The organism is Streptomyces sp. NPDC001678 (genome assembly GCF_042892945.1).
Classification (GTDB): domain Bacteria; phylum Actinomycetota; class Actinomycetes; order Streptomycetales; family Streptomycetaceae; genus Streptomyces.
Genome location: NZ_JBIAUP010000025.1, coordinates 22721 through 47674 on the forward strand (window position 1 = coordinate 22721; position 24954 = coordinate 47674).

At 73.4% G+C, this 24954-nt stretch carries 20 protein-coding genes; 8 read left to right on the forward strand and 12 right to left on the reverse strand.

All coding sequences use genetic code 11. From position 1 onward, the window contains the following. Nucleotides 1-250: 250 nt before the first annotated feature. From ACFYZR_RS31800 to ACFYZR_RS31815, 4 genes are all read left to right on the forward strand, one after another. Nucleotides 251-1507 (forward strand): DUF418 domain-containing protein, encoded by a 1257-nt coding sequence (locus tag ACFYZR_RS31800; RefSeq protein WP_391916862.1) that lies wholly within the window; start codon nucleotides 251-253, stop codon nucleotides 1505-1507. 102 nt (nucleotides 1508-1609) lie between these two features. Beyond that, on the forward strand, nucleotides 1610-2083 hold the full coding sequence (locus ACFYZR_RS31805; RefSeq protein WP_391916864.1) for a hypothetical protein: 474 nt from the start codon (nucleotides 1610-1612) through the stop codon (nucleotides 2081-2083). Nucleotides 2084-2519: 436 nt separating this feature from the next. Beyond that, nucleotides 2520-3533: a zinc-dependent alcohol dehydrogenase family protein gene (locus ACFYZR_RS31810; RefSeq protein WP_391916866.1), complete on the forward strand. Its 1014-nt coding sequence runs from the start codon at nucleotides 2520-2522 to the stop codon at nucleotides 3531-3533. A 135-nt stretch (nucleotides 3534-3668) separates the two neighbouring features. Then, a complete protein-coding gene (locus tag ACFYZR_RS31815; RefSeq protein ID WP_391916868.1) occupies nucleotides 3669-4361 on the forward strand; it encodes a response regulator in 693 nt (230 codons plus the stop codon). Nucleotides 4362-4404: 43 nt separating this feature from the next. Here the strand turns inward: ACFYZR_RS31815 and ACFYZR_RS31820 are convergent, their stop codons facing one another. Both ACFYZR_RS31820 and ACFYZR_RS31825 read right to left on the reverse strand, forming a co-directional pair. Further along, nucleotides 4405-6108 (reverse strand): GAF domain-containing protein, encoded by a 1704-nt coding sequence (locus ACFYZR_RS31820; RefSeq protein WP_391916905.1) that lies wholly within the window; start codon nucleotides 6106-6108, stop codon nucleotides 4405-4407. Nucleotides 6109-6250: 142 nt separating this feature from the next. Beyond that, entirely contained in the window at nucleotides 6251-6979 is a 729-nt protein-coding gene (locus ACFYZR_RS31825; RefSeq protein ID WP_391916871.1) for a L,D-transpeptidase, read from the reverse strand. A gap of 160 nt (nucleotides 6980-7139) precedes the next feature. Here ACFYZR_RS31825 and ACFYZR_RS31830 point away from each other — a divergent pair, with 160 nt between their 5' ends. Then, nucleotides 7140-7397 (forward strand): RICIN domain-containing protein, encoded by a 258-nt coding sequence (locus ACFYZR_RS31830; RefSeq protein WP_391916873.1) that lies wholly within the window; start codon nucleotides 7140-7142, stop codon nucleotides 7395-7397. Between the two features lie 162 nt (nucleotides 7398-7559). Here ACFYZR_RS31830 and ACFYZR_RS31835 read toward each other — a convergent pair whose 3' ends face one another. The 3 genes from ACFYZR_RS31835 to ACFYZR_RS31845 are packed head-to-tail and all read right to left on the reverse strand — an operon-like array spanning nucleotide 7560 to nucleotide 10076. Next, on the reverse strand, nucleotides 7560-8645 hold the full coding sequence (locus tag ACFYZR_RS31835; RefSeq protein WP_391916875.1) for a hypothetical protein: 1086 nt from the start codon (nucleotides 8643-8645) through the stop codon (nucleotides 7560-7562). A 31-nt stretch (nucleotides 8646-8676) separates the two neighbouring features. Then, nucleotides 8677-9342, reverse strand: coding sequence for an RES family NAD+ phosphorylase (locus tag ACFYZR_RS31840; protein WP_391916878.1), 666 nt, complete (start codon nucleotides 9340-9342; stop codon nucleotides 8677-8679). Beyond that, nucleotides 9342-10076, reverse strand: coding sequence for a hypothetical protein (locus tag ACFYZR_RS31845; RefSeq protein ID WP_391916881.1), 735 nt, complete (start codon nucleotides 10074-10076; stop codon nucleotides 9342-9344). The genes ACFYZR_RS31840 and ACFYZR_RS31845 overlap by 1 nt, the downstream gene beginning before the upstream one ends. Nucleotides 10077-10365: 289 nt before the next feature. Here ACFYZR_RS31845 and ACFYZR_RS31850 point away from each other — a divergent pair, with 289 nt between their 5' ends. After that, complete coding sequence (locus ACFYZR_RS31850; protein WP_391916883.1) at nucleotides 10366-14481, forward strand: trypsin-like peptidase domain-containing protein; 4116 nt, start codon at nucleotides 10366-10368, stop codon at nucleotides 14479-14481. 41 nt (nucleotides 14482-14522) lie between these two features. Here the strand turns inward: ACFYZR_RS31850 and ACFYZR_RS31855 are convergent, their stop codons facing one another. The 5 genes from ACFYZR_RS31855 to ACFYZR_RS31875 form a co-directional block, all read right to left on the reverse strand. After that, entirely contained in the window at nucleotides 14523-15494 is a 972-nt protein-coding gene (locus ACFYZR_RS31855) for an alpha/beta hydrolase (protein ID WP_391916886.1), read from the reverse strand. Between the two features lie 135 nt (nucleotides 15495-15629). After that, nucleotides 15630-17048, reverse strand: a complete 1419-nt coding sequence (locus ACFYZR_RS31860) for a serine/threonine-protein kinase (protein WP_391916888.1) — start codon at nucleotides 17046-17048, stop codon at nucleotides 15630-15632. Beyond that, on the reverse strand, nucleotides 17045-17848 hold the full coding sequence (locus ACFYZR_RS31865; RefSeq protein ID WP_391916891.1) for a serine/threonine protein kinase: 804 nt from the start codon (nucleotides 17846-17848) through the stop codon (nucleotides 17045-17047). The genes ACFYZR_RS31860 and ACFYZR_RS31865 overlap by 4 nt, the downstream gene beginning before the upstream one ends. An 83-nt stretch (nucleotides 17849-17931) precedes the next feature. Beyond that, nucleotides 17932-18531, reverse strand: a complete 600-nt coding sequence (locus tag ACFYZR_RS31870) for a TIGR03086 family metal-binding protein (RefSeq protein ID WP_391916893.1) — start codon at nucleotides 18529-18531, stop codon at nucleotides 17932-17934. Then, nucleotides 18521-19552, reverse strand: coding sequence for an SDR family oxidoreductase (locus ACFYZR_RS31875; protein ID WP_391916907.1), 1032 nt, complete (start codon nucleotides 19550-19552; stop codon nucleotides 18521-18523). Before ACFYZR_RS31875 ends, ACFYZR_RS31870 begins: the two co-directional genes overlap by 11 nt. A gap of 155 nt (nucleotides 19553-19707) precedes the next feature. Here ACFYZR_RS31875 and ACFYZR_RS31880 point away from each other — a divergent pair, with 155 nt between their 5' ends. Continuing rightward, a complete protein-coding gene (locus tag ACFYZR_RS31880) occupies nucleotides 19708-21297 on the forward strand; it encodes a hypothetical protein (protein WP_391916895.1) in 1590 nt (529 codons plus the stop codon). Here ACFYZR_RS31880 and ACFYZR_RS31885 read toward each other — a convergent pair. Next, complete coding sequence (locus ACFYZR_RS31885) at nucleotides 21246-22022, reverse strand: DUF998 domain-containing protein (RefSeq protein WP_391916898.1); 777 nt, start codon at nucleotides 22020-22022, stop codon at nucleotides 21246-21248. The genes ACFYZR_RS31880 and ACFYZR_RS31885 overlap by 52 nt on opposite strands. Next, on the reverse strand, nucleotides 22022-23230 hold the full coding sequence (locus ACFYZR_RS31890) for a DUF6777 domain-containing protein (RefSeq protein WP_391916900.1): 1209 nt from the start codon (nucleotides 23228-23230) through the stop codon (nucleotides 22022-22024). Before ACFYZR_RS31890 ends, ACFYZR_RS31885 begins: the two co-directional genes overlap by 1 nt. A 158-nt stretch (nucleotides 23231-23388) precedes the next feature. Between ACFYZR_RS31890 and ACFYZR_RS31895 the strand changes: the two genes are divergently transcribed. Next, nucleotides 23389-24636 carry a streptophobe family protein gene (locus ACFYZR_RS31895; protein ID WP_391916902.1) on the forward strand — a complete coding sequence of 416 codons (1248 nt, stop codon included), beginning with the start codon at nucleotides 23389-23391 and terminating at the stop codon, nucleotides 24634-24636. The last annotated feature ends 318 nt before the right edge of the window (nucleotides 24637-24954 follow it).

A 24954-nucleotide genomic window follows, 5' to 3' on the forward strand; every position in this document is an offset into this window, starting at 1 on the left:
CGTGACCCATGCGACGGAAGGTAACCGATAACGGTGGTGGAGGGTGAGGGTTTTGGCATTTTCCCTCGGCACATGTGCGGAGGTGCTATAAACCCGCACCGACTCGGTCCCGGTCCGTTCTTCGGACCGTTCTTCGGACCGGGAGGAGCGGCGCTACATCGAAGGATGTAGCGAGGATTCATCACTGCCTACGAGGTCCGTCGTCCGGCGCGCGCCGAGGATGAGGAGAACGACGATTCCGGGGGCTTCCATGACGGAGACCGTACGATCCACCGCGCCCGCACCGGCGCCCGCCTCCGGCCGCGCCGGTGCCGACGGCGGGCCTCCGGGGCGGCTGCCGCTCCTCGACGTGCTGCGCGGCGCGGCCGTCCTGGGCACGCTGATGACCAACGTGTGGCTGTTCTCCGGGCCCGGGGCGGAGTGGGGCGTCGTCAGCGGCGGCACGGGCGGTGACAGGGGCACGCTGCGCGGGCTGCTCTCCGAGCCGTCCTTGCCGGCGGCGGCCGAGAGCGTCTTCCGTTTCCTCGCCGACGGCAAGTTCCTGTCCATGCTGACGATGCTGTTCGGCGTGGGGCTGGCCATCCAGTTCGCCTCCGCGTCCGAGCGGGGACAGCCCTGGCCCGGCCGCTACCACCGGCGCGCGCTGTTCCTCTTCGCCGAGGGAACCGTGCACTTCGTACTGGTCTTCGCCTGGGACGTGCTCATGGGGTACGCGGTCACCGCCCTGCTCGTGGCCCGGCTGCTCGCCCGCTCCGAACGCGTCCGCCGCACGGCGATGTGGGTGGCGGGCGGGCTGCACCTGTCCGTGATGGCGCTGCTCACCCTCGGCATGGCGACGGCGGGCACGGGCGGCGGTGGCGACGGCCCCGACCCCCGCGTCGTCGGCCTCTACGCCCACGGCGACTACCTCGACCAGGTCGTCTTCCGGCTCCAGAACGCGATCGCGCTGCGCATGGAGCCCGTGATCTCCTTCGGGCTGCTGGTCTTCCTCTTCCTCCTCGGCGTACGGCTGTTCCGCGCGGGAGCCTTCGCCGACGACGAGGCGGGGCGGCGGCTGCGGGTCCGTATGCTCCGCTGGGGCCTGGGCGCCGGGCTGCCGTTCAACGCGGCGATGTCGCTCGGCGGTACGGACTTCTTCCTGCTGGGCCGCTATGCCGCCGCCCCCGTGGTGGCCATCGGGTACCTCGGCCTGATCGGTGTGCTGCTGGACCGACGGCGGGGCCGTGGCCACGGACGCGACCCCGGACGCGGCCGGGTGGCGGCGGGGCTGGGATCGGTGGGGCGGATGGCACTGACCTGCTACGTCGCCCAGAACGTGCTGTGCGTCCTGGCCTGTTACGGCATCGGTCTGGGGCTCGCGGACCGGTTCGCGGGCACCGGGCCGTGGTGGGTCATGGGGCTCTGGGCGGCGGTGGGCCTGGTGCTCGTGGCCGGATCGACGCTGTGGCTGCGGAAGTTCGCGCACGGCCCGCTGGAGTCGGTGCAGAAATGGGCCCTGCGGCGCTGACGGGGCGGATCACCGTGCGGGGCGTTAGGGTGAGCGTTGCCGGTCCCCCCACGTTCGGCGGCGATGCCGTCTGCCCGTCCGTACCGATCGTGGAGCTCCGCCTTGGCCATAGCCACCGTGTCCCGCCCCGCCTTCCGCCGGCGCCTCGCCGCCGCGTGCGGGCTCGCCCTCGCGACCGCGCTGACCCTCACCGGGTGCACGGGGGACGACAAGTCGTCGACGCGCCCGTCCGCCTCACCGGCCGTGTCCACGTCCGTGCCGACGGCGCCGGACCACACGGAGAGCTCGACGCACACCCCCGCGCCCACCTCCGAGCCGTCGACCCACGCGCCGAAGGCGCCGCCCAAGACGCGCGGGCCGCAGACCGAGCCCCCGGCACCCGGCGCGGAGCGCACGGCGGGCGCGAACGGGGCGTCCGTGTCGAAGTCGTCCTGTGAGATCCGCTCCAGCGCCGGGAACTGCTACAAGGCGGGCCAGTACTGCCGCAACGGCGACGTGGGCGCCAGTACCCACGACGCCGGCGGCCTCCTCATCACCTGCGGTGGCGACGGCGGCCGCCCGCGCTGGCACCACTGAGCCCTTCCGCGACTTACGCGGGATACCGGGCGCCGTTGCGCCACTGCTCGCATCGGGGGCGTCCGGTCCGGTTCCCCACCCGGGAGAGCGGTCGGGGGCCGGGCCGGACGGTGCCCGGCGGTGCGTGCCCGCCGGGGCGGCGTGCCGGGGCCGGCCATCGGCTTCCGGCCCCGGCACGCGCCCGGGGGACCGGGCGGGGACGACATCCCGTCCGGGCTGTGACCAGCATGCCGTCGTGGCGCCGCGGCGCGCAGGGGCCGAACGGGCCCCTCGCGGGGACACCCGGGCCTTGCCGTCCTTCCCGGTCCGGCGCACGGTGGAAGGAGCGAGGGCCCGACGGGGGCGCTGCCGGGGACGACGGCCGGAGGTGAGCACGATGACGGTCCCGGAACCGCAGGATCCGCAATCCCCCGGGCCCGGGGCTGCCATGGCGGCCGTGGCGGAGACCACGGCCTGGGTCGTCGACCGCACCGCGCCCGCCGCCGAACGCCCGCTGCGCCGGGAGCGCAGAGCGCTGGCGGAACCCGGCCCGTACGATCTGCTGATCAAGGTGCGGGCGTGCGGGGTGTGCCGTACCGATCTGCATCTGGCGGAGGGCGATCTGCCGCCGCGCGCGTCCCGCCGTACGCCCGGCCACGAGATCGTCGGCCGGGTGCTGGCCGCCGGGCCGGCCGCGGAGGGCTTCGCCCCCGGCGACCGCGTCGGCGCCGCCTGGCTGGCGGGCACATGCGGGACGTGCCGTTACTGCACCGGCGGCCGGGAGAACCTCTGCCCGGACTCCCGCTACACCGGCTGGGACATCCACGGCGGGTACGCCGAGCACGTGGTCACGGACTCCCGTTTCACCTACCGGCTGCCGGAGGGCCCGCCGGACGAGGAGCTCGCGCCGCTGCTCTGCGCGGGCATCATCGGCTATCGCGCGCTGCGGCGGGCCGAGCTGCCGCCCGGCGGCGCGCTCGGCATCTACGGTTTCGGCGCGTCCGCCCATCTGACCGCGCAGCTGGCGATCGCCCAGGGCGCCTCCGTGCACGTCCTCACGCGTGCCGAGCCGGCCCGCCGGCTGGCGCTGGAGCTGGGCGCGGCGTCAGCGGGCGGCACGTACGACGATCCGCCCGTGCCGCTCGACGCGGCGATCCTCTTCGCTCCCGTCGGGGATCTCGTGCCGGTGGCGCTGGCGGCCCTGGACCGGGGCGGGACGCTGGCCGTGGCCGGAATCCATCTCACCGACATCCCGGTGCTCGGCTATCAACGGCATCTCTTCCAGGAGCGGACGCTGCGCAGCGTCACCGCCAACACGCGGGCCGACGGGCGCGCGTATCTGTCGGAGGTCGCCCGGCACCGGCCGGTGGTGCACGTACAGCCGTATCCGATGAGCCGTGCCGACGAGGCGCTCGCGGACCTGGCGGGAGACCGGGTCACGGGCGTTGCGGTGCTCATCGCGGAGGAGTGAACCGGCCCCCGGCCACGCATCCCCGGCCGCGTCCCTGGCCGGATCGGGGCCGTTCGGCCCATGGCGGTCCGACAAATGTTGGATCATGATCCAAACAGGACGACATGCCGACGAAAGCGATGAGGAGCCGGAGCGGTGGAGCAGCAGTCAGCGCGAGGAGGGGCGTTCTCCGCGGAGCGGCCGATCCGGGTGTTCCTCCTGGACGATCACGAGGTCGTACGGCGGGGCATCCACGATCTGCTCGACGGTGAGGACGACATCTCGGTCGTCGGCGAGGCCGGCAGCATCGCCCAGGCGCTCACGCGGGGGCCGGCGCTCCGGCCCGATGTGGCGGTGCTGGACGTCCGGCTGCCCGACGGCGACGGCATCACGGTCTGCCGTGAGCTGCGGTCCCGGATGCCGGGGCTGACCTGTCTGATGCTCACCTCGTTCGACGACGACGACGCGCTGCTGGACGCGATCATGGCGGGGGCGTCCGGATATGTCCTGAAGCAGATCAAGGGCTCCGATCTGGTGGCCGCGATCCGCACGGTCGCCTCCGGCCAGTCGATGCTGGACCCGGCGACGACCACACGTCTGATGAACAGCCTGCGCGGCGAGGACGAGCGGCCCGAGCCGGAGGACGAGCGCCTGGCCGGGCTGTCGCCGCGCGAGCGGGAGATCCTCGGCCTCATCGGCGACGGCATGACGAACCGTCAGATCGCGGAGCGGCTCTACCTGTCGGAGAAGACGGTCAAGAACCACATCTCGCGGATGCTCGCCAAGCTCGGCGTGGAGCGCCGGATCCAGGCGGCCGTGCTCGCGTCGAGCGTCGCCCGGCCGTCCTGAGCCCCGTAGCCCGCGACTCCCGGCCGTCGGCCCCCGGCCCTCACTACCCGGCCGGCTGGTCCGGCAGCGGAATGCTCCACGTCAGGGTCGTCCCGCCGCCCGGTGGCGCTGTGAGCAGCAGCCGGCCGCCGTGGCGGTCGGCCCGCTCGCCGAGGTTGCGCAGACCGCTGCGACGGCCGTCCTCGCCCTCCGGCATCCCGGCACCGTTGTCGGTGACGGTCAGCGTCAGCCGGCGGCCGTCGTTGACGACGGCGACGTCCACCGACCGGGCGCGGGCGTGGCGGGCCACATTGGCCAGGGCCTCTCCCAGGACGGCGGCGACGTCCTCGGTGACCTCGCGCGGCACCTGGGTGTCCAGCAGCCCCTCCATTCGCAGGCTCGGGGCGAAGCCGAGGAGCGCGCCGCCCTCGCCGACGGTCTGGACGACCCGGGTGCGCAGCCCGTGCTGGGGGGCGGTCTCCCGGGACCGCAGGCCGAAGATCGTCGATCTGATGATCTTGATGGTCTCGTCGAGGTCGTCGACCGCCCGCTGGACGCGCTCGGCGGCCTCGGGGTGGTCGATGAAACGGTCGGCGCTCTGGAGCGTCATCCCGGTGGCGAAGAGCCGCTGGATGGCCAGGTCGTGGAGGTCGCGGGCGATGCGGTCGCGGTCCTCCAGCACGGCGATCTGCGCGGCGTCCGCGCGGCGTTCGGAGAGCTCCATGGCCACGGCTACCTGCCCGGCGAAGGCGAGGAGGGGCTCCGTCTCCTCCCGGGTGAACGGCGCGCGGCCCTTGGCCCGGGCCAGCAGCAGCACGCCGCGCACCGCGTCACCGGAGGTGAGCGGCACGGCCACGGCGGGGCCGGTGGCGCGGCAGGGCCCCGCGGAGTTCGCCGGGTCCGCGGCGAGGCCCGCGCTCAGGACCGGCCGGCCCGAGACGTACGCGCTCCCGGCGAGGGTGCCCTCGGCCGGCAGCACCGTGCCGCGCAGCTCCTCGCTCCCCTCCCCCAGGGCGGCCTCGACGGTCAGCGCGGGCTCCCCCTCCGGCAGCGGCAGGGAGACGGTGACCAGGTCGGAGCAGGTGATCTCCTTCGCCCGCTCGGCGATCAGGCCGACGACGTCGGCCGGCCGGCTGCCGGACATCAGACGGTTCGTCACCTCGGCGCCCGCCCGCAGCCAGCGCTCGCGGCGGGTGGACTCCTCGTACAGCCGGGCGTTGTCGATGGCGACGCCCGCGGCCACGGCGAGCGTGGACAGCACTTCCTCGTCCTCGTCCTCGAAGTCCGCGCCGCCCTGCTTCTCGGCCAGGTAGAGATTGCCGAAGACCTGTTCGCGCACCCGGATGGGCACGCCCATGAAGCTGGCCATCGGCGGGTGCTCCGCCGGGAAGCCGTACGAGGCCGGGTGCGCGGAGATCCGCGACAGCCGCAGCGGCTCGGGGTGGCGGATGAGCTCGCCGAGGATGCCGTGGCCCGACGGGTACGGCCCGATGGCCCGGATGTGCTCCTCCGCCAGCCCGACGGTGAGGAACTGCGACAGGGTGCGCCCGTCCGGCCCGATGACGCCCAGCGCGCCGTACCGGGCGTCCACGAGCACCACCGCGGCCTCGACGATCCGGCGCAGCACATGCTCCAGGTCGAGCTCGCGCCCGACCGACATCACGGCCTCCAGGAGGCTGTGCACCCGGTCCCGGGTGCCCCGCGCGGCGTCGATCCGGGCCTGGAGCTCCTCCAGCAGCTCGTCCAGTCTGAGTTGGGGTAACCGCACCACCGTGCCGTGCCTCCTCGTAGGCGCGTCCGAACCTTCACGGACGGACGACCAGCCCACCCGGGGACCACCGTATCCGCAGACCGGAGCGCCGAACGAGCCGGGGGCCGGGCCATGGACAGGGCCCGGCCGGGGCGTCGGCTCAGGTGCCGGGCTTGCGCCCGTAGACGTAGACGTCGTCGCCGTTCTTCAGCATCGACCAGTACGTCTTGGCGTCCCCGCGCCGCATGTTGACGCAGCCGTGGGAGCCCGGCGCCGACCAGACGTTGCCGTCGATGGCGTGGAACGCCTGCCCGCCGTCGAAGAACTGGCTGTAGGGCATCCGCACCTTGTAGATCGTCGACCAGTGGTCGACGCTGCGCCAGTAGATCCGTTTGAGCCCGGTCCGTGTCCCGTACCCGTCCCGGCCGGACCGTATCGGCACCGGCCCGAACGCCAGCCGTGAGCCGTCCTGTATCCAGCTCAGCTGACGGGTCAGGTCGACGCAGGCGATCCGTCCCTTGTCCACCGGGCATTTGCGCTCGGCGTTGGGATCGCTCCCCGCGGCGCGCTGCTTGGCCACGAGGTCCATCACGCCCCAGGTGACGGGCCCGGCGTAGCCGATGGCGGGGCTGATGGCGTGGTCGAGCTGGAAGTCCCGGATCGCCCGGCAGTCGGCGGCCGACTGCCGCCCGTCGACGGGCCGCCCCAGGAACCGCTCGGCCTGCTTCTGGTACGGCCCGGCCCCGGCGGTGCAGGAGGCCGTGGCCGCCTGCGCGCTCCCCGCCCCCGCCGCCACGGAGAGCGGCACGGCCAGCACGGCCGCGCCGAGGAGAACACCGAGTCTTCCGCGTGCGCGTACGTTCGCTCTGCTCGCTGCTGCGCTTGTCATGCCCGTATGACACACGGGGAGGCCGCTTGGTTGCGCTTCGAATCAGTCGGCGCGGTGCCGTCCGCGGGAGCGCCAGGATCCGCCCTTCCGGCGACCGTTCCACGACCAGCTCCTCCCGTTAGCTGGGAATGCCGAGGTTCACCGAGCGAAGGGAAGTCTCATGAGGAACATCTCCCTCAAGGCCGCCATGGCCGGCGCGCTGGCCCTGGTCGCGCTGGGCTGCTCCGGCTCGACCGCCAACGCCGTTCGGTCCGACGCCGTCTCCGCGAAGCCCGTCCACTTCGACGGCACCACGATCAAGAACGACAGGTCCGGCAAGTGCCTGGAGGTGGAGGACTCCAGCTCCAGGAACGGCGCCCGCGTTCAGCAGTGGGACTTCGCCAATGTGAAGCAGCAGTTCTGGACCTTCCGCTTTTAACCGGCGATCGGCACAGCGCGTGTGAATCACCGAGGGGGCGGCATCAGTTGCTGATGCCGCCCCCTCGCTCGCTGCGCCGCACAACGACCTCGTACGGGCGTGAAGACCCCCGTACTCCACAACCCCGTCCTCGGCCCGGCCGCACGACTCCAGTGAAGCCGGTCAGCCGGTCGGGGACGGGTCGGCCTCCGGGCGGATCCGGGTGGCCAGCCGGGACAGCAGCGCCGCCGCCGAAGGGTTGCGGACCACGAAGTGGACATCCCATCGCGCGCCTCGTGCCAGCTCGGCCTCCACCGCCGCCCACAGCGCGCCGACGCTGGTCCCGTAGGGCAGACCGCCCCGGCCGGCGCCGAGCAGGGTGAAGCACACCGAGCGCAGCGGCGGGCGGAATTCGTGCTGTTCCTCCGCCAGGATCGCGAGTGCCCGGGTCGCGGCCCGGGTGACGTCGGCGGGCTGGACGTCGTAGTCGTTGGTGCCGCCCCGGGGGACGGCGACGGCGGCGTGGTAGATCCGGCGTATTCCCTGGCCGGTCAGGGCGCCGGAGCCGGTGGCGGCCACCGTGCCGGGCGGCACGGGACGGCCCAGGGCGCCCTGTCGCGCCGCCCAGGCCCGCAGGTCGTCCTGGATCCGGTCCTCCAGGACGTCGCCGGTCACCCCACGGACGGCCCCGGCCCGGCGCAGCGACGCCGAGACCGACGACTTGTACGGCTCGGGCAGCGCGAAGAAGACATTGGTCGGTGCCACCACGACATCGACGTCCCGCAGAAGGTCGACCGGGTGGACGTGGACGGTCATGGGAACGGCCCGGCCGCGGACGGCGACGGTGACGGCGCGGTGCGTGGTGCCGATGTCCCACCGGTCCGCGGCGGTCTCCTCCCCGAGGTGGTCTATGGCCTCGACGACCTGGCCGAGCAGCATCAGCTCCTGGTCCTTGCGGAACCGCTCGATGCTCACTCCGTAGATCTCGGCCGCGCGTCTTCGCCGGTCGGCGCCCGGCCAGTCGCGTGTGCCCTGGGCCAGACCCAGCGTGTACTCGGCCGCCGTGCGCAGGGTCCCCTCGTCGAGCCGGCAGACGGCGGTCCGGAGCAGTTCCTCGACGGAACCGTTCGACGTCCGCGCGACCGCCGTCCGTTGCAGCACCGGAACGCGCAGCGCGCGGAGCTTTACGAGCCCGGCTCTTCTGATTTCCTTCAATTCTCCCAGCATTGACGTGTAGTCCGCATCGTTTGTCGGCACGTCAGGCACCATGGCACCGTGCGCCGCGGGCGGACAAGTCGTGTCAGCGCCATGGGTCGACGACAGCCGCGCGCAGCGGGGCCAGGATCCGGTTCACGGCGGCGACACCGGCGGGGGATCCGAGATCCTGGAATTCGGCCACGGCGGCCGACACGGTCAATGGTTCCTTTCCGCACCGGTCCTGGAAGAGGACGGAGGCCAGGCGGGGCCGGTGTCTGCGGGACTGCCAGACCAGGCCGGCGGCTTCGGGGTCCTGCGCGCGCATCTCGCTCGCCCACCGCCGTGTCTTCGCGTATCCGTCGCCCTCGGTCTCCAGCAGCCAGGAGTCCTGGCAGACGGCCGCGAGGTCCTCCTCGCTGATCAGCGAGATGAGTTTCCGGTCGAACCGCGTCCGCAGCACGCTCAGCGCCTTGTGCGCGACCGCGGCGTACGGGATGAGCCGCATGCCCGACTCGGTGTCGAAGTCGAGTGAGCGCAGCAGCGTCTCGGCCAGCGCGGTGGCCGGGTCACTGGCCAGATAGAGGTAGGGGTACGGGTCGTACGACGTGCCGTCGAAGCGGTTGCCGCCGAAGTGGGCGTCGACGGAGACGGGGTTGAACTGCGCAGCCGAGCGGGCCTTGTTGTGCACGCGCCACCATTCCGTCCCCGCGGGAAGCAGATACGGGTTGGGTCGCATCGCGTACAAGGCGGGTGAGACGTTGCCCGTCATCAGTCCCCCTCCACCAAGGCCCGGGCCACTCCCGTCAGCGCCTCGTCCGGAAGCATCCCGAGGAACGAGACGGGGGGCCCGCCCAGCCAGGTGTTGCCGCTGAGCCACCAGTCCGCGGCGCCCCAGGGGTCGACGTGCGCCATGAGCAGCCGGTTGACCCGGCGCACCACGGGGATCGGCGGTCCGCCGGAACCGATGGCGAACTGAAAGGCCGGATACCGTTCGCCCCGCAGCGGGTCGTCCAGCCGGATCAGCTCGGGAGGAGGCCCGCCCGCGCAGCGGTGCCGCGCCTCGTGGGCGGAGAGCGAGGGTGCCGTCAGCAATCGGCGCTGCACCTCGGCGACGATGGCGTCGGTGCCGGGCTCGGGTTCCGGAATGCTCGTCGGTTTCACGGGTCCCTCTCCTTCTCCGCCCCTCTCGACGGCTCGTGCACCGGCGCACGCCGACGGCCTGGTCAGCAGGGCACTTGTAGCGGGCACCGGCCCCCCGGGCGCCTGGGAAGAGGGGACCAGCAGGGCGTTGAGCGCCGGCCACACCGGATGGCCGCCGGGCAGTGCCCTCAGGAGGTGCCGGATGTCGTGGACGGCTCTCAGCGCGACGGCGGGATCGTCCGCCACGTCGACGAGGTGTCGCGCGAGAGCCAGCAGCGACCGGTACTGGTCGTCGTCCAGATGATCTCGGAGGTCACCCGATTCCTCCCAGATCACGGCGAGCAGTTTTTCCGCGTGGTCCATCCGGTCTCCCTTCCGGGGCGAGGAATTGCACCGCACACTTCTTGGCAAGACGAAGGAATCGTCCGAAGCGTTTCTTCCACTTCCTCCCCCGGCCGGACAATCGCGGCCGATTCACGTTGTCCGGATACCGTTGCCCGGCGACCCGGAAAATCGGCCCGTGACACCGGGGGAGGTTGCTACCTTGCCAGGACGCCGCCTTCGCCTCCAGGGCAATGGCACTGCGGGCGAGGATATGGCGTCAATTCCACTGGAAGATACGGGGGAACTGATTCCGGTGAGAACCGCGCGAGTGAGCGAGAAGATCTCCAAAGCGGTCGCCCAGATACTCGACGCGGACGGCGGCGTGGCGGGAACGGGGTTCGCGGTCGCCGCGGACACCGTCATCACCTGCGCGCACGTCGTCCACGCCGCCGGCCACGGCCCCGGCGCCACGGTGTGGGTGGCCTTCCCGCACACGGACGTCGCCGGACACGTCGAGGCCCATGTCCTGCCCGGCCCATGGCGGCCTCCCGGTGCGCAGGACATCGCCGTTCTGCGTCTCAAGAGCGCTCCGCCGGAGATGGGCGTGCTGTCCCTGGGGTCGGCGGAGGGCTGCCGGGGGCATCGGGTGCGCACCTTCGGGTTTCCGGCCCAGGCACCACCCGGGGGTCATTTCGGGTACGCGGAGGCCGGCGATCTGCTGGCGAGCGGCAACGGATCCAGCACACTGCTGCAGCTGACCGACGCGAACGACATCACCACGGGCTTCAGCGGCGGACCGGTGATCGACGAGATGACCGGACTGGTCATCGGCATGGTCACCTCCATCGCCGCCCCCGACCGGCATCTCAAAGGCCTCTCCCTGGCCTACGCCACACCCACACAGGTCCTGCGGGAGGCCTGGAACGAACTCGTCGAGCAGGAGGTGTGCCCGTACCGGGGGCTGGAACCGTTCACCGCCGAGCACGCCGAATGGTTCCACGGCCGGGACTCCGCGGTGCACGGCCTGCTGGAGGCGCTGGGTACGCAACGACGGCTCCTGCTGCTCCTGGGGCCGTCCGGCGCGGGGAAGTCGTCCCTCGTCCAGGCGGGGCTGCTGCCCGCCCTCGCCTCGGGCGTCCTGCCGGGGAGCGACCGCTGGCTGCCGCTGCTGGCACGGCCCGGACAGGATCTCCTGGCCGAGCTCGAACGCGCGGGTCTGCCCGGGGCCGCCACCGACGGAATCATGCCGGCGGTGCGACGCCGCCTGGCCGCCGAACCGGGCTACGACCGCGCGCTCCTCGTCATCGACCAGTTCGAGGAGGTCCTCGCCCAGCCGGCCCCTACGGACGGCCCGGTACCGGGCAGATGCGCGACCGCCGCCCGGTCGCTCACGGCCCCCGGCACCGAGCTCGGTGTCGTCCTGATCATGCGGGACGACTTCTATCCCCAACTGGCGGCCCTCGCGCCCGAGCTGCTGGCGGCCGCGGCCCCCGGGCTGCTCAACGTTCCCGCCACGCTCACCGTCCCGGAGCTCCGGGAGATCATCACCCGGCCCGCCCGGGCGGCGGGAGCGCGTTTCGAGGACGGGCTGCCGGAACGCATCATCACCGACGTCCTCGCCGCGAGCCCCACCGGACAGGCGTCCACCACCCTGCTGCCGCCCCTGGAGCTGACGCTGAGCCAGTTGTGGGAGCGACGCTCCGACGGCCGGCTCACCCACCAGGCGTACCAGCAGCTCGGCGAGATCTCCGGCAACCTCGCGACCTGGTGCAACACCGCCCTGCATCAGCTGCCGGCCGACCACCGCCCCATCGCCAGACGCATCCTCACGGCGTTGGTACGCCCCGCCGACGAGGGCCACGCCATTCCCGCGACACGCCAGCAGGTGCCCCTCACCCGCCTGCGCGCGCTGGCCACCGAGGCCGTGCACCCCCAGCACGGTCGCGTCTTCGACACGGTCCTCGCGGCCCTGACCCGCTACCGCATCGTCACCACGCGCACCGCCACCAGGCGCGGCGGACTGCCGGGCGAGCCCACGGCCGAGCTCATCCACGACGCGCTCGTCCGCGACTGGGGCGATCTTCGCGACTGGGTGGCCCAGGACCACCGCTTCCAGGTCTGGCTGCACCGTACGGCCGAACAGCACGCACGTCACGCCGGCAGCGGTCTCCCCGGGGACCTGCTGCACGGAACCGCCCTCGACGAGGGCACCGACTGGGCCCGCCGGCGCCCCCTCCCCACGGAGATCGCCGAATTCCTGTCCACCAGCCGGGAGCGCCATCAGGCCACGGTCCGGCGCGGCCTGCTCGTCAACACCGTCCTGGCCGTTCTGCTCGTTCTCGCCCTGATCGCCACGGGAATGGCCTTCTGGGAGACTCGGAGAGCCGTCGACGCCCGGCAGAAGACCCTCGCCGAGCAGTACAAGTCCCAGTCCCGGCAGCTCGCCACCCAGTCCGGTGCCCTGATCGACACCCAGCCCGACCTCGCCTCGCTGCTGGCCGTCCAGGCCTACCGGACCAGCCCGACCGACGAAGCCGTCGCCGGCCTCTACCGGGCCGTCGCCCTCCCGCTGCGGCACCGCCTCACCGACCACACGGCCCGGGTGAACTCGGTGGCCTTCAGCCCCGACGGCAGGACCCTCGCCACCGGAGGCGACGACAGGACCGTACGGCTCTGGGACACGGCCACCGGGAAGGTCCGGAAAACCCTCAAGGGGCATACGGACATCGTGTCGTCGGTGGCTTTCGGTCCCGACGGCAGAACGCTCGCCACCGGCGGTGTCGACGGGTCCGTGCGGTTGTGGGACGTGCCGGGCGGAAGGCTCCGGAGTTCTCTCGCCGGCCCGGCCGGCGCCGTGGAATCCGTGGCGTTCAGCCGTGACGGCCGGACCCTCGCCACCGGAAGCCTGGACGGGGCGGTCCGATTGTGGGACGTGCCCGGCGCGAAGGTCCGGCGTGTCCTCACCGGCCATACCGACACCGTGAGATCGGTGGCATTCAGCGCGGACGGAAAAACCCTCGCCACCGGCAGCACCGACAAGTCCGTATTGATCTGGAACACGTCCAGTGGAGAAATCCAGCGGAAAATCGACCCGATCCACGCGGTGCGGACGGTGGCTTTCAGCCCCGACGGAAAAAACCTCGCCACCGGTGAGGACGACGGAAGCGCGCGATTGTGGGACACGAGCAGCGGCGATTCCCGGGAGACCATCACCGCCAACACCGGTCGTGTGCGGTCCGTGGCGTTCAGCCCGGACGGCAGGACCCTCGCCATCGGCGGCGGCGACGAGACCGTACGGCTCTGGAACATTCCCGAGCGGGAATTCAGCGGCACTTTGACGGGCCATCGCGACACGGTGCTGTCCGTGGCCTTCAGCCCCGACGGCAGGAGTCTCGCCAGCGGCGGCACCGACAAGACCGTACGGCTCTGGAACATCGCCGGCGGGGGCGCCCGCAACACCCTCACGGGCCCCACGGGAACGGTGAGCGCGGTGGCCTTCAGCCCCGACGGCAGAACGCTCGCCATGGGCAGCGAGGACAGGACCGTACGGCTCTGGGACCTGACCGGCGGCACACCACGCCAAGCCCTCACCGTGCTCACGGATCCCGTGAGTTCATTGGCGTTCAGCCCGGACGGCAGGACCCTCGCCACCGCCGGTGGCGGCAGAGTCGTACGGCTCTGGGACACGGCCGGCGGCGACCCCCGCGGCACCTACACCGACCCCGACAGAGAGGTGCTATCGGTGGCGTTCAGCCCCGACGGCAGGACCCTGGCCGCCGGAAACACCGACGGGACCGTGCGATTGTGGGATATGCCCCGCGCGGAGATGAAGAACAGCCTCCCCGTTCATACAGGCAAAGTGCTGTCCCTGGCCTTCAGCCCCGACGGCAGGACCCTCGCCTCCGGCGGCCAGGACAGGACGGTATGGCTGTGGGATCCGGCCGGGGGCAAAGCCCGGAACTACCTCACCGGCCACTCCGGCCAGGTCAATTCGGTGGCGTTCAGCCCGGACGGCAAGACCCTCGCCACGGGCAGCGCGGACAAGACCGTACGGCTCTGGGACGTGGCCAAGGAGATCCCCCGCGACAACCTGACCGAGCACACGGATTCGGTCGAGTCGGTCGCGTTCAGCCCGGACGGGAGGACCCTCGCCACCAGCGGCGCCGACAGGACCGTGCGGCTCCGGAACGTCACCGGCGGTGAGACCCGCACCACCCTCCCCGGCCGCAGCGGCATCGTGCGGTCGGTGGCGTTCAGCCCCGACAGCGGCACTCTCGCCACCGGAGGCGACGACAGGACCGTACGGCTGTGGGCCGTGGGAATGCCCGACGCGGAGGAAGCCGCGAGGACGCTCTGCCGGGCCCTCCACCGTGATTTCACCGACAGCGAGCGCTCCTCGTACCTGCGCGACCTGCCGTCCGCTCCCGTGTGCCCGGATTCCTAGCGGCACGCCGCCCGTCCCGTCGCCTGCGCCCGCGCCTGCGCCTACGCCTTGCGGAGGCGGCCGATGATGCCGTCGAGGTCGCCGCGGAAGAACTCCTTGCGGAAGAAGTGGCCGCCGCCGTCCTCGTGCGCCTCGTACGGGATGCCGGCCCGGTCGAGGAGACCGCGGAACTCCCGCTGGCCGGCCAGGACCTCGGGCTCGTTGAGCCAGTCGAAGGCGGTCTTGGGGGCCGTACCGGCGACCATGAAGATCCGCTTGTTCCGGTAGCTCTCGATGTGCTCGACCGGGTTGTCCATGCTGACCCGGTTCTGGTCCCACGGGGTGCCGTAGACGGTGGCGCCGCCCAGGTCCAGGGCGGACGTCAGGTTCGCCCAGTGGACGACCAGGCCGCCGTCGCGGCGCAGGCTCGCGGGTCCGGAGTAGGAGCTCACCGACGCGAAGTGGCCGTAGTACTTGGCCGTGTACTTCAGGGCGCCGAAACCGCCCATCGAGAATCCGCCGATGGCGCGGCCGTCGTACTCGGCGTACGTCCGGAAGTTCGCGTCGATCCACGGGATGAGCTGGTTGATGTGGAAGTTCTCCCAGTTGCGGGGACCCACGTTGGAGCGGACCGGGTTGGAGTACCAGCCCGTCTTCCCGCCGTCGGGCATCACGACGATGATCGGCTTGCCGGCGGTCAGCTCGCGGATGCCCGCGCGGTCGAACTCGATGAAGTCGCCCCCGCCGCCGTGGAGCATGTAGAGGACGGGGTAGGTGCGTCCACTGGTGTGGTAGTCGTCGGGGAGCAGGACGTTGACGGCGGGCTTCCAGCCGATCTCGGCGGTCTCGAACCGGTAGTACCACATACGGGGGTCGTTCTCGCCGCGCTCCGCGACGCGCAGCCCGAAGCCGTCACCGACCGCGTGGGCCGTGGACGCCGCCGCGAGGACCCCACCGGCGCCGAGCGCCGCCGCGGCGGAGAGGCCGCCTGCGGCCTTCAGAAGACTTCTGCGGGTGGGCCGGTGCTCACTCACGATGACCTCCTGGTCGTCGAATGTCGTCGAATGCCGTCGAACGAGTCGAACGAAGAGAGACGTGCGGGCCGCAAGGTAGCGGCGGTGCGCCGGGGCGCGGCACCCGGAACGATCCGGAGTGACGGCGCCCGGCGGTCACCGATAGGAAGGTGTGGGGCGCGGGCAGACGGGAAGCGCGGGGCGATCCTTGGTGCGCACGGCGGGCAGCCAGGCGGTGGGCCGCGCGGAGCCGCGTGGGAGCCGGACGCGGAACCAGTCGGCGGACCACGTCCCCGTCTCGTCGACGATGGGCACGCCCCTGGACAACTGGCAGTCGACGGCGAGGACGTCGTCGTGCCACACCCGTGCCGGAACGACGTTGTCGATGGTGTAGGGCCGCAAGGGATCGATCGCCAGGCCGAGACTGCACTCGGCGTTCCGGTCCTGGCGGTCCTGGCAGGACCGCTCGACGTTGAACACCCGGATCCGGCCGTTCGGCGCGGACCCGGGGCCGTCGGGCGGGGCGGATCCGGGATCGTGGAGGACGGACGCCCAGCCCGCCACCACGGCGCACACCGCGACGGCCACGACGGCGGCACGCGTACGACGACGTCGGCGGCGTCCCGGCTCCCCGCCGGGGCCCGCCGGCTCCGGCCGGGCGTCCTGCCGGTCGTCCTGCCGGGCGGTGATGCGGGCCAGCAGGCTCTCGGCGGTGTGGGCGGCGCGCGCGGAGTGCGTCGGGGCCAGGCAGTCGGCGGCCAGGGCGCGCCAGAACGGGGGCACCGCGTTGTCCATGCGCAGCGGTGCCCGCCCCTCGGCGTACTCCTGCGTCGAGGCGGCGCGCGACACCGGTGTGGCGCCGGGGAAGGGGGAGGCGCCGGACGCGAACACCTGGTGGACGATGACGCCCAGGGCCCAGATGTCGGCGCTGGGCCGGACCCGTACGCCGTGCTCGCCGAGCGGGGCCTTCCAGCGCTCGGGCGGGAGGTAGTCGAAGGTGCCCATCGGGGGCGCGTAGCCGTGGGTGCCCTGGTCGCCGGTCAGTTCCGTGGCGAGCCCGAAGTCCGAGAGCCTGACCGAACCGTCCGCCATGAGCAGGACGTTCTCCGGTTTGAGGTCGCCGTGCACCCAGCCGGTGGCGTGCAGATGCGCCAGGCCCTCGCAGATCTCGGCGACGATCCGTCCGGCCTCGGCCTCGGTCACCCCGCTGTCGAGCACGTCCCGCAGACTGCGCGCGGCCCGCTCCATGACCAGCACGATCGCGCCGTCCAGGAACGGATGGCCCGGCTCGCTGAGCACGACGGAGCCCAGCAGGCGGATGAGCCGGGGGTGGCGGGCCCGGCTCCCGAGTTCGACCTCGCGCCGGGCCGTCTCCGCGACCTTGCGGGCCTGGCTCGGTGCGAGCCCCTCGGTGGGCAGGATCTTGAGCGCGACGACGTCGTGGGTGCCGTCGTCGGTCTCGTCTTCGCTCCGGCCCGCCGGTCGTCCGGCGTAGACCGTGGCCCAGCTGCCGGTCCCGATGGGCTCGGTGACCTCCCAGTCGCCGATGCGGTGGCCGGGCGGGAGCGGTGTCACGCGGTCACCCCGGCGCCCGCCCCGGGGCGGGGCGGCAGCAGCGCGAGGTGCTCCTCCCTGACGAGCCCGAACCGCAGCGCGAGCCCGACGATCGCCTCGCGCTTGCCGTTGCGGCGGGCTTCCCGGCCGGATTCGCCCCCGGTGGGGAAGGCGATCCGTATCTTCTCCCCGGCGAGGTAGTCGATGTGCGAGCTGACGGCCCGTGCCGTCAGCCGGCCGCAGGCGGCGTGGCCCCGCAGCCGCTCGACGATCTGCGGGGTGGTCGGCACCGCCACGGGCGACTCGTCGCGCAGCCGCGGTTCGCAGAGGGCGACCAGCACCAGGAAGTAGGTGGCGGTCTCGTCCAGGGAGTACGCGGTGACCGTGCGGCCTTCCCAGGGCCCGCCCACGCCGTCCGGGTCCAGATAGACGTGGTCGGGCGCGAACACCTGGAAGGCGACCGTGGCGTCGCCGCGGGTGGGCAGCACGACCCTGGAGAACTCGAAGGGAATCGGCGCCCCGGCCCGTCGCGGTGGCACTCTTAAGTACTCCCCGGCCCCTTCCGGGTTCTCCACCAGATAGCTCTGGGTCGCGCTGTGATTGCTGAGCTGCCAGTGGTCGTCGGTCACCCGGATCTCCCCGGCCAGCCGGGAGATCGCCTCGTCGACGAGACGGAGCTCGACGGGGGTCGTCGCGGACCCCCGGCCGAAGCGCGCCACCTCCCCCGGGCCGAGCCGTAACGTCACCGCGCCGGTGTCGTGGCTGCCGCCCGGCACTTCACCGCCGCTCCCCCGCGGCAGATGGACGACTATCCCGCTCACTCGGCCCCCTCCTCGCTCCCCGTCACCAGGTGTCACTCAGTGCCGAAGAGTACCGATCCCGCGTCCGGTCACGGGGTCAGGGCTCAGGGCCGCCGCCCCAGTTGCGCCAGCAGCCGCTGCCAGGAGTCGGCGCCCGGCGGCGGTTCGACCGCTGGGGCGAACAGCTCCGAGCCGGAGAGCGCGTCGGCGTAGGGCTCCACCTCATGGCGGGTGAAGTCCACCAGGGCCTTCGAGGGGTGTTCCTCCGCGCCGATGGCCCGGGAGAGGTCCCACGCGTGGACGACCAGGTCGGCGATCATCTGGGCGCAGTAGGCGTGGGCGGCGGTGCGCCCGTAGGACAGTTCCACCGTGCCGGTGAGGGCACCCCGGGCGGCGAACGCCTCGCGGGCGGCCTCGGCCGCCCGTTCCCAGGCGGCGACGGGGTCGTCGCCCAACTGGTCGCCGTCGAAGGAGTCGCCCACGTCCGCGATGCCCGCGCCGTCCAGCAGCGGTGGCACCCACAGCTGTTCGACGGTGAGGTGGTTGACGAGGTCGCGGACGGTCCACTCGGTGCACGGGGTGGGCGCCTGCCACTGGTCGGGGCGGACGGCGCGGACCCGGTCGGTGAAGAGGTCGAGTGCCTCCGCGTGCCGGGCGCGCACGGTCCTGCGGCGCGATTCGGTCGGGGGCGTGTCAGCGCTCATGCCACCCATGGTCCGCCCGCATGCGGGTCGCGGCGAACGCGGCGGCGACGAACGCCGCTCCGGCGGCCAGGGCGCCCCGGTGCTCGGAGAGCCACAGCTGCGGGCCGTGGGTCCGGGCGCCCATGCCGAAGTCGCCGTGGGCGCCGTGGTCGTGGCCGCCGTCGCCGTCGACGGGGTGCCACAGGTTCACCGCGGGAAGCGGCGGCGGCGGATCGGGCGTCTGCTGCCTGTCGTAGGCGGTCCGGGCGAGGTAGCGGTCGAGCAGGCCGGGGGCGACGGCGTTGGCGAGGAGGGTCGCGACGGTGCTCGCGCCCACCCAGTACTCGCGGCGGCGCGGGTGGGCGGCGGCGAAGAGGATGGCGCGGGCGGCGAGCTCGGGCTCGTAGACGGGCGGCACGGGCCGGGGGCGGTGGGGCATCCGGTTGAGCACCCAGCCGAACTGCGGGGTGTTCAGGGCGGGCAGCTGGACCATGGTGGTGCGGACCTTGCTGCCCTGGTGGAGGAGTTCGCAGCGCAGGGACTCGTTCCAGCCCTGGATGGCGTGCTTGGCTCCGCAGTAGGCGGACTGGAGCGGGATGCCCCGGTAGGCCAGCGCCGAGCCGACCTGGACGATGGTGCCGTGGTCGCGCGGGAGCATCCGGGACAGCGCGGCGTGGGTGCCGTACACATAGCCCAGATAGGTGACTTCGGTGACGCGCCGGAACTCGTCGGGTTCGATCTCGACGAACGGGGCGAAGACGCCGGTGAAGGCGTTGTTGACCCAGACGTCGACCGGGCCGAAGACCTCCTCGATCCGGTCGGCGGCCTCGGTGACGGCCCGGTGGTCGGCCATGTCCACGGACAGCGGCAGCGCGGCGCCGCCGGCCCGCAGGACCTCGTCCGCGGCGGCGTCCAGCCCCTTGCGGCCGCGGGCGAGCAACGCCACGCTCGCGCCCTGCTCGGCGAAGGCCCGGGCGGTGGCCCGGCCCACGCCGCCGCTCGCCCCGGTCACCACGACGACGCTCGGCTGGTTTCTCTTCATCACCGGCGTCGGGTACCCGCGACCGTCAACGGCAAACAAACCTGCCGATAGAGGCGACATCAGTGCGCTTTCACCCATTCCGGTGACGGTGACCTGGTGTTGCCGCCCACCCTGAATCCCGGAACCGCCGGGGGGGGAACGGAGGAGGGAGCGCCATGCCGCGCACACCGAACGGTCCAAAGGCACCGAACGGTCGGGTGGCGGTCACCACGCAGCACAATGACAACAGGCGCACCGGCCTCAACGCGTGCGAGACGACGCTCCATCCGGGCAACGTCACCCCCGCCTCCTTCGGCCGGCTCTTCAGCCGCGCGGTCGACGGCCACGTCTACGCCCAGCCGCTGGTCCTCCCCGGGGTGGAGCTGCCGGGCCCGGGCCCGCGCGACGTGGTCTACGTGGCGACGATGCACAACAGCGTCTACGCCTACGACGCCGTCGACCCCACCGCCTCGGCCCCGCTGTGGCGCACCTCGCTGGGCCCGTCCTGCCCGCTGCCCGACCCCGAGATCGGCCCGTCGCACTACCGCGACATCGCGGTCGAGGTGGGCGTGGTGAGCACCCCCGTCATCGACGCCGCGCGCCACGTGATCTACGTGCTGGCCTTCACCAAGGAGGCGGACGGCCACCACCACACCCTCCACGCGCTCGACACCCGCACCGGGCAGCCGGTCCTCGGCGGCGCCGTGCGCGTCGAGGCGACCGTGCCGGGGACGGGTGACGGCAGCGTGGGCGGGCGGCTCACGTTCACCAGCAAGCGGCAGATCCAGCGCTCGGCGCTGACCCTGGCGAACGGCACGGTGTACGCCGCCTTCGCCGCCTACGGCGACCGCAGCCCGTATCACGGCTGGGTGTTCGGCTTCGACGCGACCACGCTGCGCCGGACGGGGGTGTACGTCACCACGCCCGGCACCGGGCTGGGCGGCATCTGGCAGGCCGGGCAGGGGCTCGCCGTGGACGAGGCGGGGTGCCTGTACTTCATGACCGGCAACGGCGGCTTCCGCCCCGACGGCTCGGAGCTCGGCGACAGCGTCGTCAAGCTCCGTCCGGACCTGACGCCCGCCGACTGGTTCTCGCCGTTCAACAACGCCGGGCTGGACGCCGCCGACGCCGACCTCGGCTCGGCCGGGCCGCTGCTGCTCCCGGGCACCCGGCTACTGCTGGGCGGGGGCAAGGAGGGCAAGTTCTATCTGCTCGACACGGCCGCGATGGGGCACTTCCACGCCGGTTCCGACAGCCAGATACCGCAGAGCTTCTTCGTGGTGACGCCCGACGCGAACACCCACCACATCCACGGCGGCCCGGTCTGGTGGGACGTCCCCGGCGGCCCCTGGTGCTACATCTGGCCGGAGAACGCCTTCCTGCGCGCCTACCGCTTCGCCGGCGGACGCCTGGACCCGTCCCCGGTGTCGACGAGCACCACCACCGACCCCACGGGCGTGCCGGGCGGCTCCCCCGGCATGCCCGGCGGGATGCTGTCCGTCTCCGCCGCCGGCCGGGACCCCCGGTCGGGCCTGGTGTGGGCCTCCCACCCCTGGCGGGAGAACGCCAACCAGGCCGTGGTGGACGGCGTCCTGCGGGCCTACCGGGCGCACGACCTGACCGACGAGGTGTGGCACAGCAGGATGAACGCAGCCCGGGACGACGTCGGGAAGTTCGCCAAGTTCGTTCCGCCGACCGTGGCCAACGGCCGTGTCTACCTGCCGTCGTTCTCCGGCGCGCTGCACGTGTACGGGCCGACGGGCTGAGCGGCGCCGACCCGGGGGTCCGGGGGCTCGGGCACCCGTGCCGCGCGCGGCGGCCGCCGGGCCTCCGCGCGCAGGGCGGCGGCGAGCAGGACGAACCACACCCCCACGAGCAGCAGATGCGCCCGCTGGGGCACCCCGTGCCAGCCCGGCCGCCCGAGCAGCGGGCCCACCGTAGCCAGCGCCGTCGTCAGCGCGGCGCCCAGCACCCACGGACCCCAGCGGCGGAGGACGGGGCGACGCGGGGCGCCGAGCGCCGCCGCGGTCACCAGCAGGGCCATCGAGGCGAACAGCGCGAGGTGCACCAGCGCGCTGGTGGTCGTGTGCCAGGGGTTGACGGCCTCGCAGAGGCTCTCCACCGAGGGGGCGCAGCGCATCGGGACGGCGACGTCGGCCACGGAGGCCGCGCCGAAGGCCACCAGCGACCACCAGCCGGCCTCCTCCAAGCGGCTCGGCGGCCTGCCCGGCGCCCGGTCCCGCGACCGGCCGCGCGCGAGGAGCGCCCCCGCGACCACCAGGGCGGCGGCCACGAGCTCGATGCCCCCGAAGAGCCCGTGGAAGCGCTGGTCGGCGGCGTAGAGCTCGCTGACGTAGGAGTGCCGGGGGTCCAGGCCCGTGGGCAGGAGGAACTCCAGCACCCAGTCGTTGTAGACCACGGCCGCCGTGGTCAGCAGCGGCGGTGCCCACACCGCTCGCGCGGTGTGCGGGTCACACGTCGGACGGGGCATCAGCGCGGGCGGACCGGGGGCGGGCCGTACGCCGGGGGCGCCGGCGGCTGGGTGGGCGGCGTGGTGCCGTAGGGCGTGGTGGGAGCGGGCGGGGGCGTGGTGCGCGGCGGCGACTTGGGCGGGGGCGGGGGTGCCGGCGGGGACTGCTGCCCGCCGCCCTGCGACGGATTCGGCTTGGGGCTCATCGTCACCCCGCCCTTGGGGGCCGAGGTGGAGCGGTCGTCCTCGCCGTCGGTGCCCACGGGCCGTTCGAACCACTCGCCGGTGTCGGGGTCCCAGACGACGAAGTACTCGAGGACGGAGTCGGCCGGGGTGACCGCCACGACGTCGGACGCCTTGTAGAGGGGCCAGGAGTCGCCCTTGGCGGTCGGGGTGCCCTTGGCGGCCACCGGCGGGCCGAGCGGGTTCCCGCAGGCGCAGCGCACCCGGGGCATGCCCCGGTCGTCGACGAGCACGGCCGTGCCGGCCTGGAGGACGGACTGGTAGCTGGTGACGGAGCCGTCCTGGTAGCCGTGGTTGGTGACCCGGGTGTCGGCGCGCAGTTGCAGGGGGGTCAGGCCGCGCAGATAGGCGGCGAGGCCGTTCTGCTCGATGCCGGCGGCGCCCGCGAAGGCGCGGCCCCGGGCCTGGTCCTGGGTCAGATAGCCGATCTGGCGCTCGACGTCGCAGCTGGCGTTGTGCCGGGAGCCGCCGTAGAGGCCCCGGGTGTCGCCCTTGACGCTGCGGGTGCCGCCGTCGCCGCCCGTGCCGACCGGGACGACGGGGTGGGAGGACGCCGACGCGCCGTAGTCCTTGGCCGTCGACTGGGTGAAGGGGTCCCTGCCGTTGGCCGTCGCGGCCTGGAGGTAGACCTCGGCGGAGCCGCCGGAGTTCTGGCGGAGGAAGAAGACCGCGAGCGCGGCGGCGACGACCACGGCGGCGAGCGAGACGAGCGCCTTCTTCGACCGCCACCACCGTGCGCCGCCGCCCGGGCCCTCACCGGGGCCCTCGCCCGGGGTGCCCCGCCCGCCGGCCGGCGGGGCGGGCGGGCCGCCGGGACCGCCCGGTCCGGCGGGGCCGCCGGGGGCCTCGGGGCGGGGTGCCGACCAGTCGGGCCGGGTCGGCTCCGGCTCGCCCGCCGGGCGGTCCGGCGGCTGGGAGCCCCGGCCCGACAGGGGGCCGGACGGTGGGCCGGAGGGGCGGTTGGCTGACGGTGGCTCGGACGACACGGCCCTGACTCCTCGGTGGAGGTTTTTATTCCTTTTCGCCGCCCCTGCGCACATTGTGTGTACCAGACCCATGGGCCCCGCAAGTTGCCGTCGCCCCTCGTTCCCCCGCCCGCGCGCCCGGACGGGTGGTGTGATCGCCGCTGGCTTACGTTGGCGACATGAGCGAGCTGCGTGCCTGGGGGGACGCCCTCGCGGCCGTGGCGGCCGCAGTGGCCGCCATGGTCGCGGTCGCCGCGCTCGGCCTGTGGGCCGCCGGGGCGGGGGCGCTGGGGGCCGACGCGCTGGCCCCCGTGGTCGCGGCCACCGTCGTCAGCGCCGTCGGCGGCACCGTCGAGCTGTCGGGCGGCGCCGGCTTCCTCGGCCGTACGGGCGCGGGGCTGGCCGTCGTACCGCTGTCGGTGACCCTCGCCGGGGCCCTGGCGCTCGCGGTGGTCTTCCTGCTCCCGATGCGCCATCACGCGGTGGCGAGCGGCGCCGCGTTCCTCGGCCGGGCCGCCCGTACGGCCGTGGTGTGGCTGGTGGCGCTGCTGCTCGTCGCGCGGGCGGCCCGGCACACGTTCCGTATCCGCCTGGACGAGGACGTCCTCGACGAGCTCGGCGCGGCGCTGGGCGTGACACCCACGGTCGGCTTCCGCGCCGCGACCGGGCCGACGGTCGGCTACGGGCTGCTGTGGCTGCTGGTCCTGCTGGTCGTGGCGACGGCCGCCTCCCGCAGGACGCCGCTGCCCTCGCGGCTGCTGCGTTTCCAGGACTCCATCCGCCCGGCGGCGTTCGCGGTGCTGGTGCTGCTGCTGGGCTATGTGGTGCTCGGGCTGCTCGCGGGTCTGGTGGTGGCCGCCACGCGCGGCCACGCCGACCGGACGTTCGCGGTCCTGCTGCTGGGGCTGCCCAATCTCGCCTGGATGGGGCTCGGGATCGGGCTGGGCGGCGCGTGGGAGGGGCGGGTCCCGGACGGGATCGGGCTGCCGATGCCGCAGGCGCTCGCGGCGGTCCTGCGGGAGGGCGGGCAGGGGACCGCGACGGTGGACCTGTCCTCGCTCTCCGCCCATGACGGACGGGCCTGGCTGCTGGCCCTGCTGGCCGCCCTCGCCCTCCTGGCGACCGGCTTCGTCGCGGCCGCCCGCTCCCCCGCCGGAACGAGCCCCTGGCGACTGGCGATCCGCCTCGCGATGACGCTGGCGCTGGCCTTGCTGATGGTGGGGCTGCTCACCCGGATCTCGGCCCGCTACGGACTGTCGCTGCTCGGCATCGGCGACCTGGGCGACTTCGGCGGCGAGGTGTCCCTCGACGCGCGGCTGTTGCCGCTGGTGGGACTGGGGTTGCTGTGGGGACTGGTGGCGGGGTTCCTGGGCGGGGTGCTCGTGGGCTACCTGCGGCGCCGCGAGGGGACGGCGGGGGTGGGCTGATTCCCGGCCGGCGCCCCGAAGGGGCGCGGGGAACTGCGCGACCAGCCACGACGCGCCCGCAGATTGACGTACCGGTCCGGCGGGGTGGGCCAGGACGGGGCGGACCCCGCCCGGCAGGGCGGGCCGTGGGGGTGGGTGCCCCCGAACCGCCCACGCACGTGGGGCCGTGCCCGGCGGTCTCCCGCCGGTCACGGCCCCACGGCCCGGGGCGCCCCGGGCCCCCCGGCGGCCCCCGGGGGGGGGGGGGGGGGGCGCCCCCCGGCCCCCCCCCGCCCCCCCCCCCCCCCCCCCCGCCGCGCCCCCCCCCCCCCCGCCCCG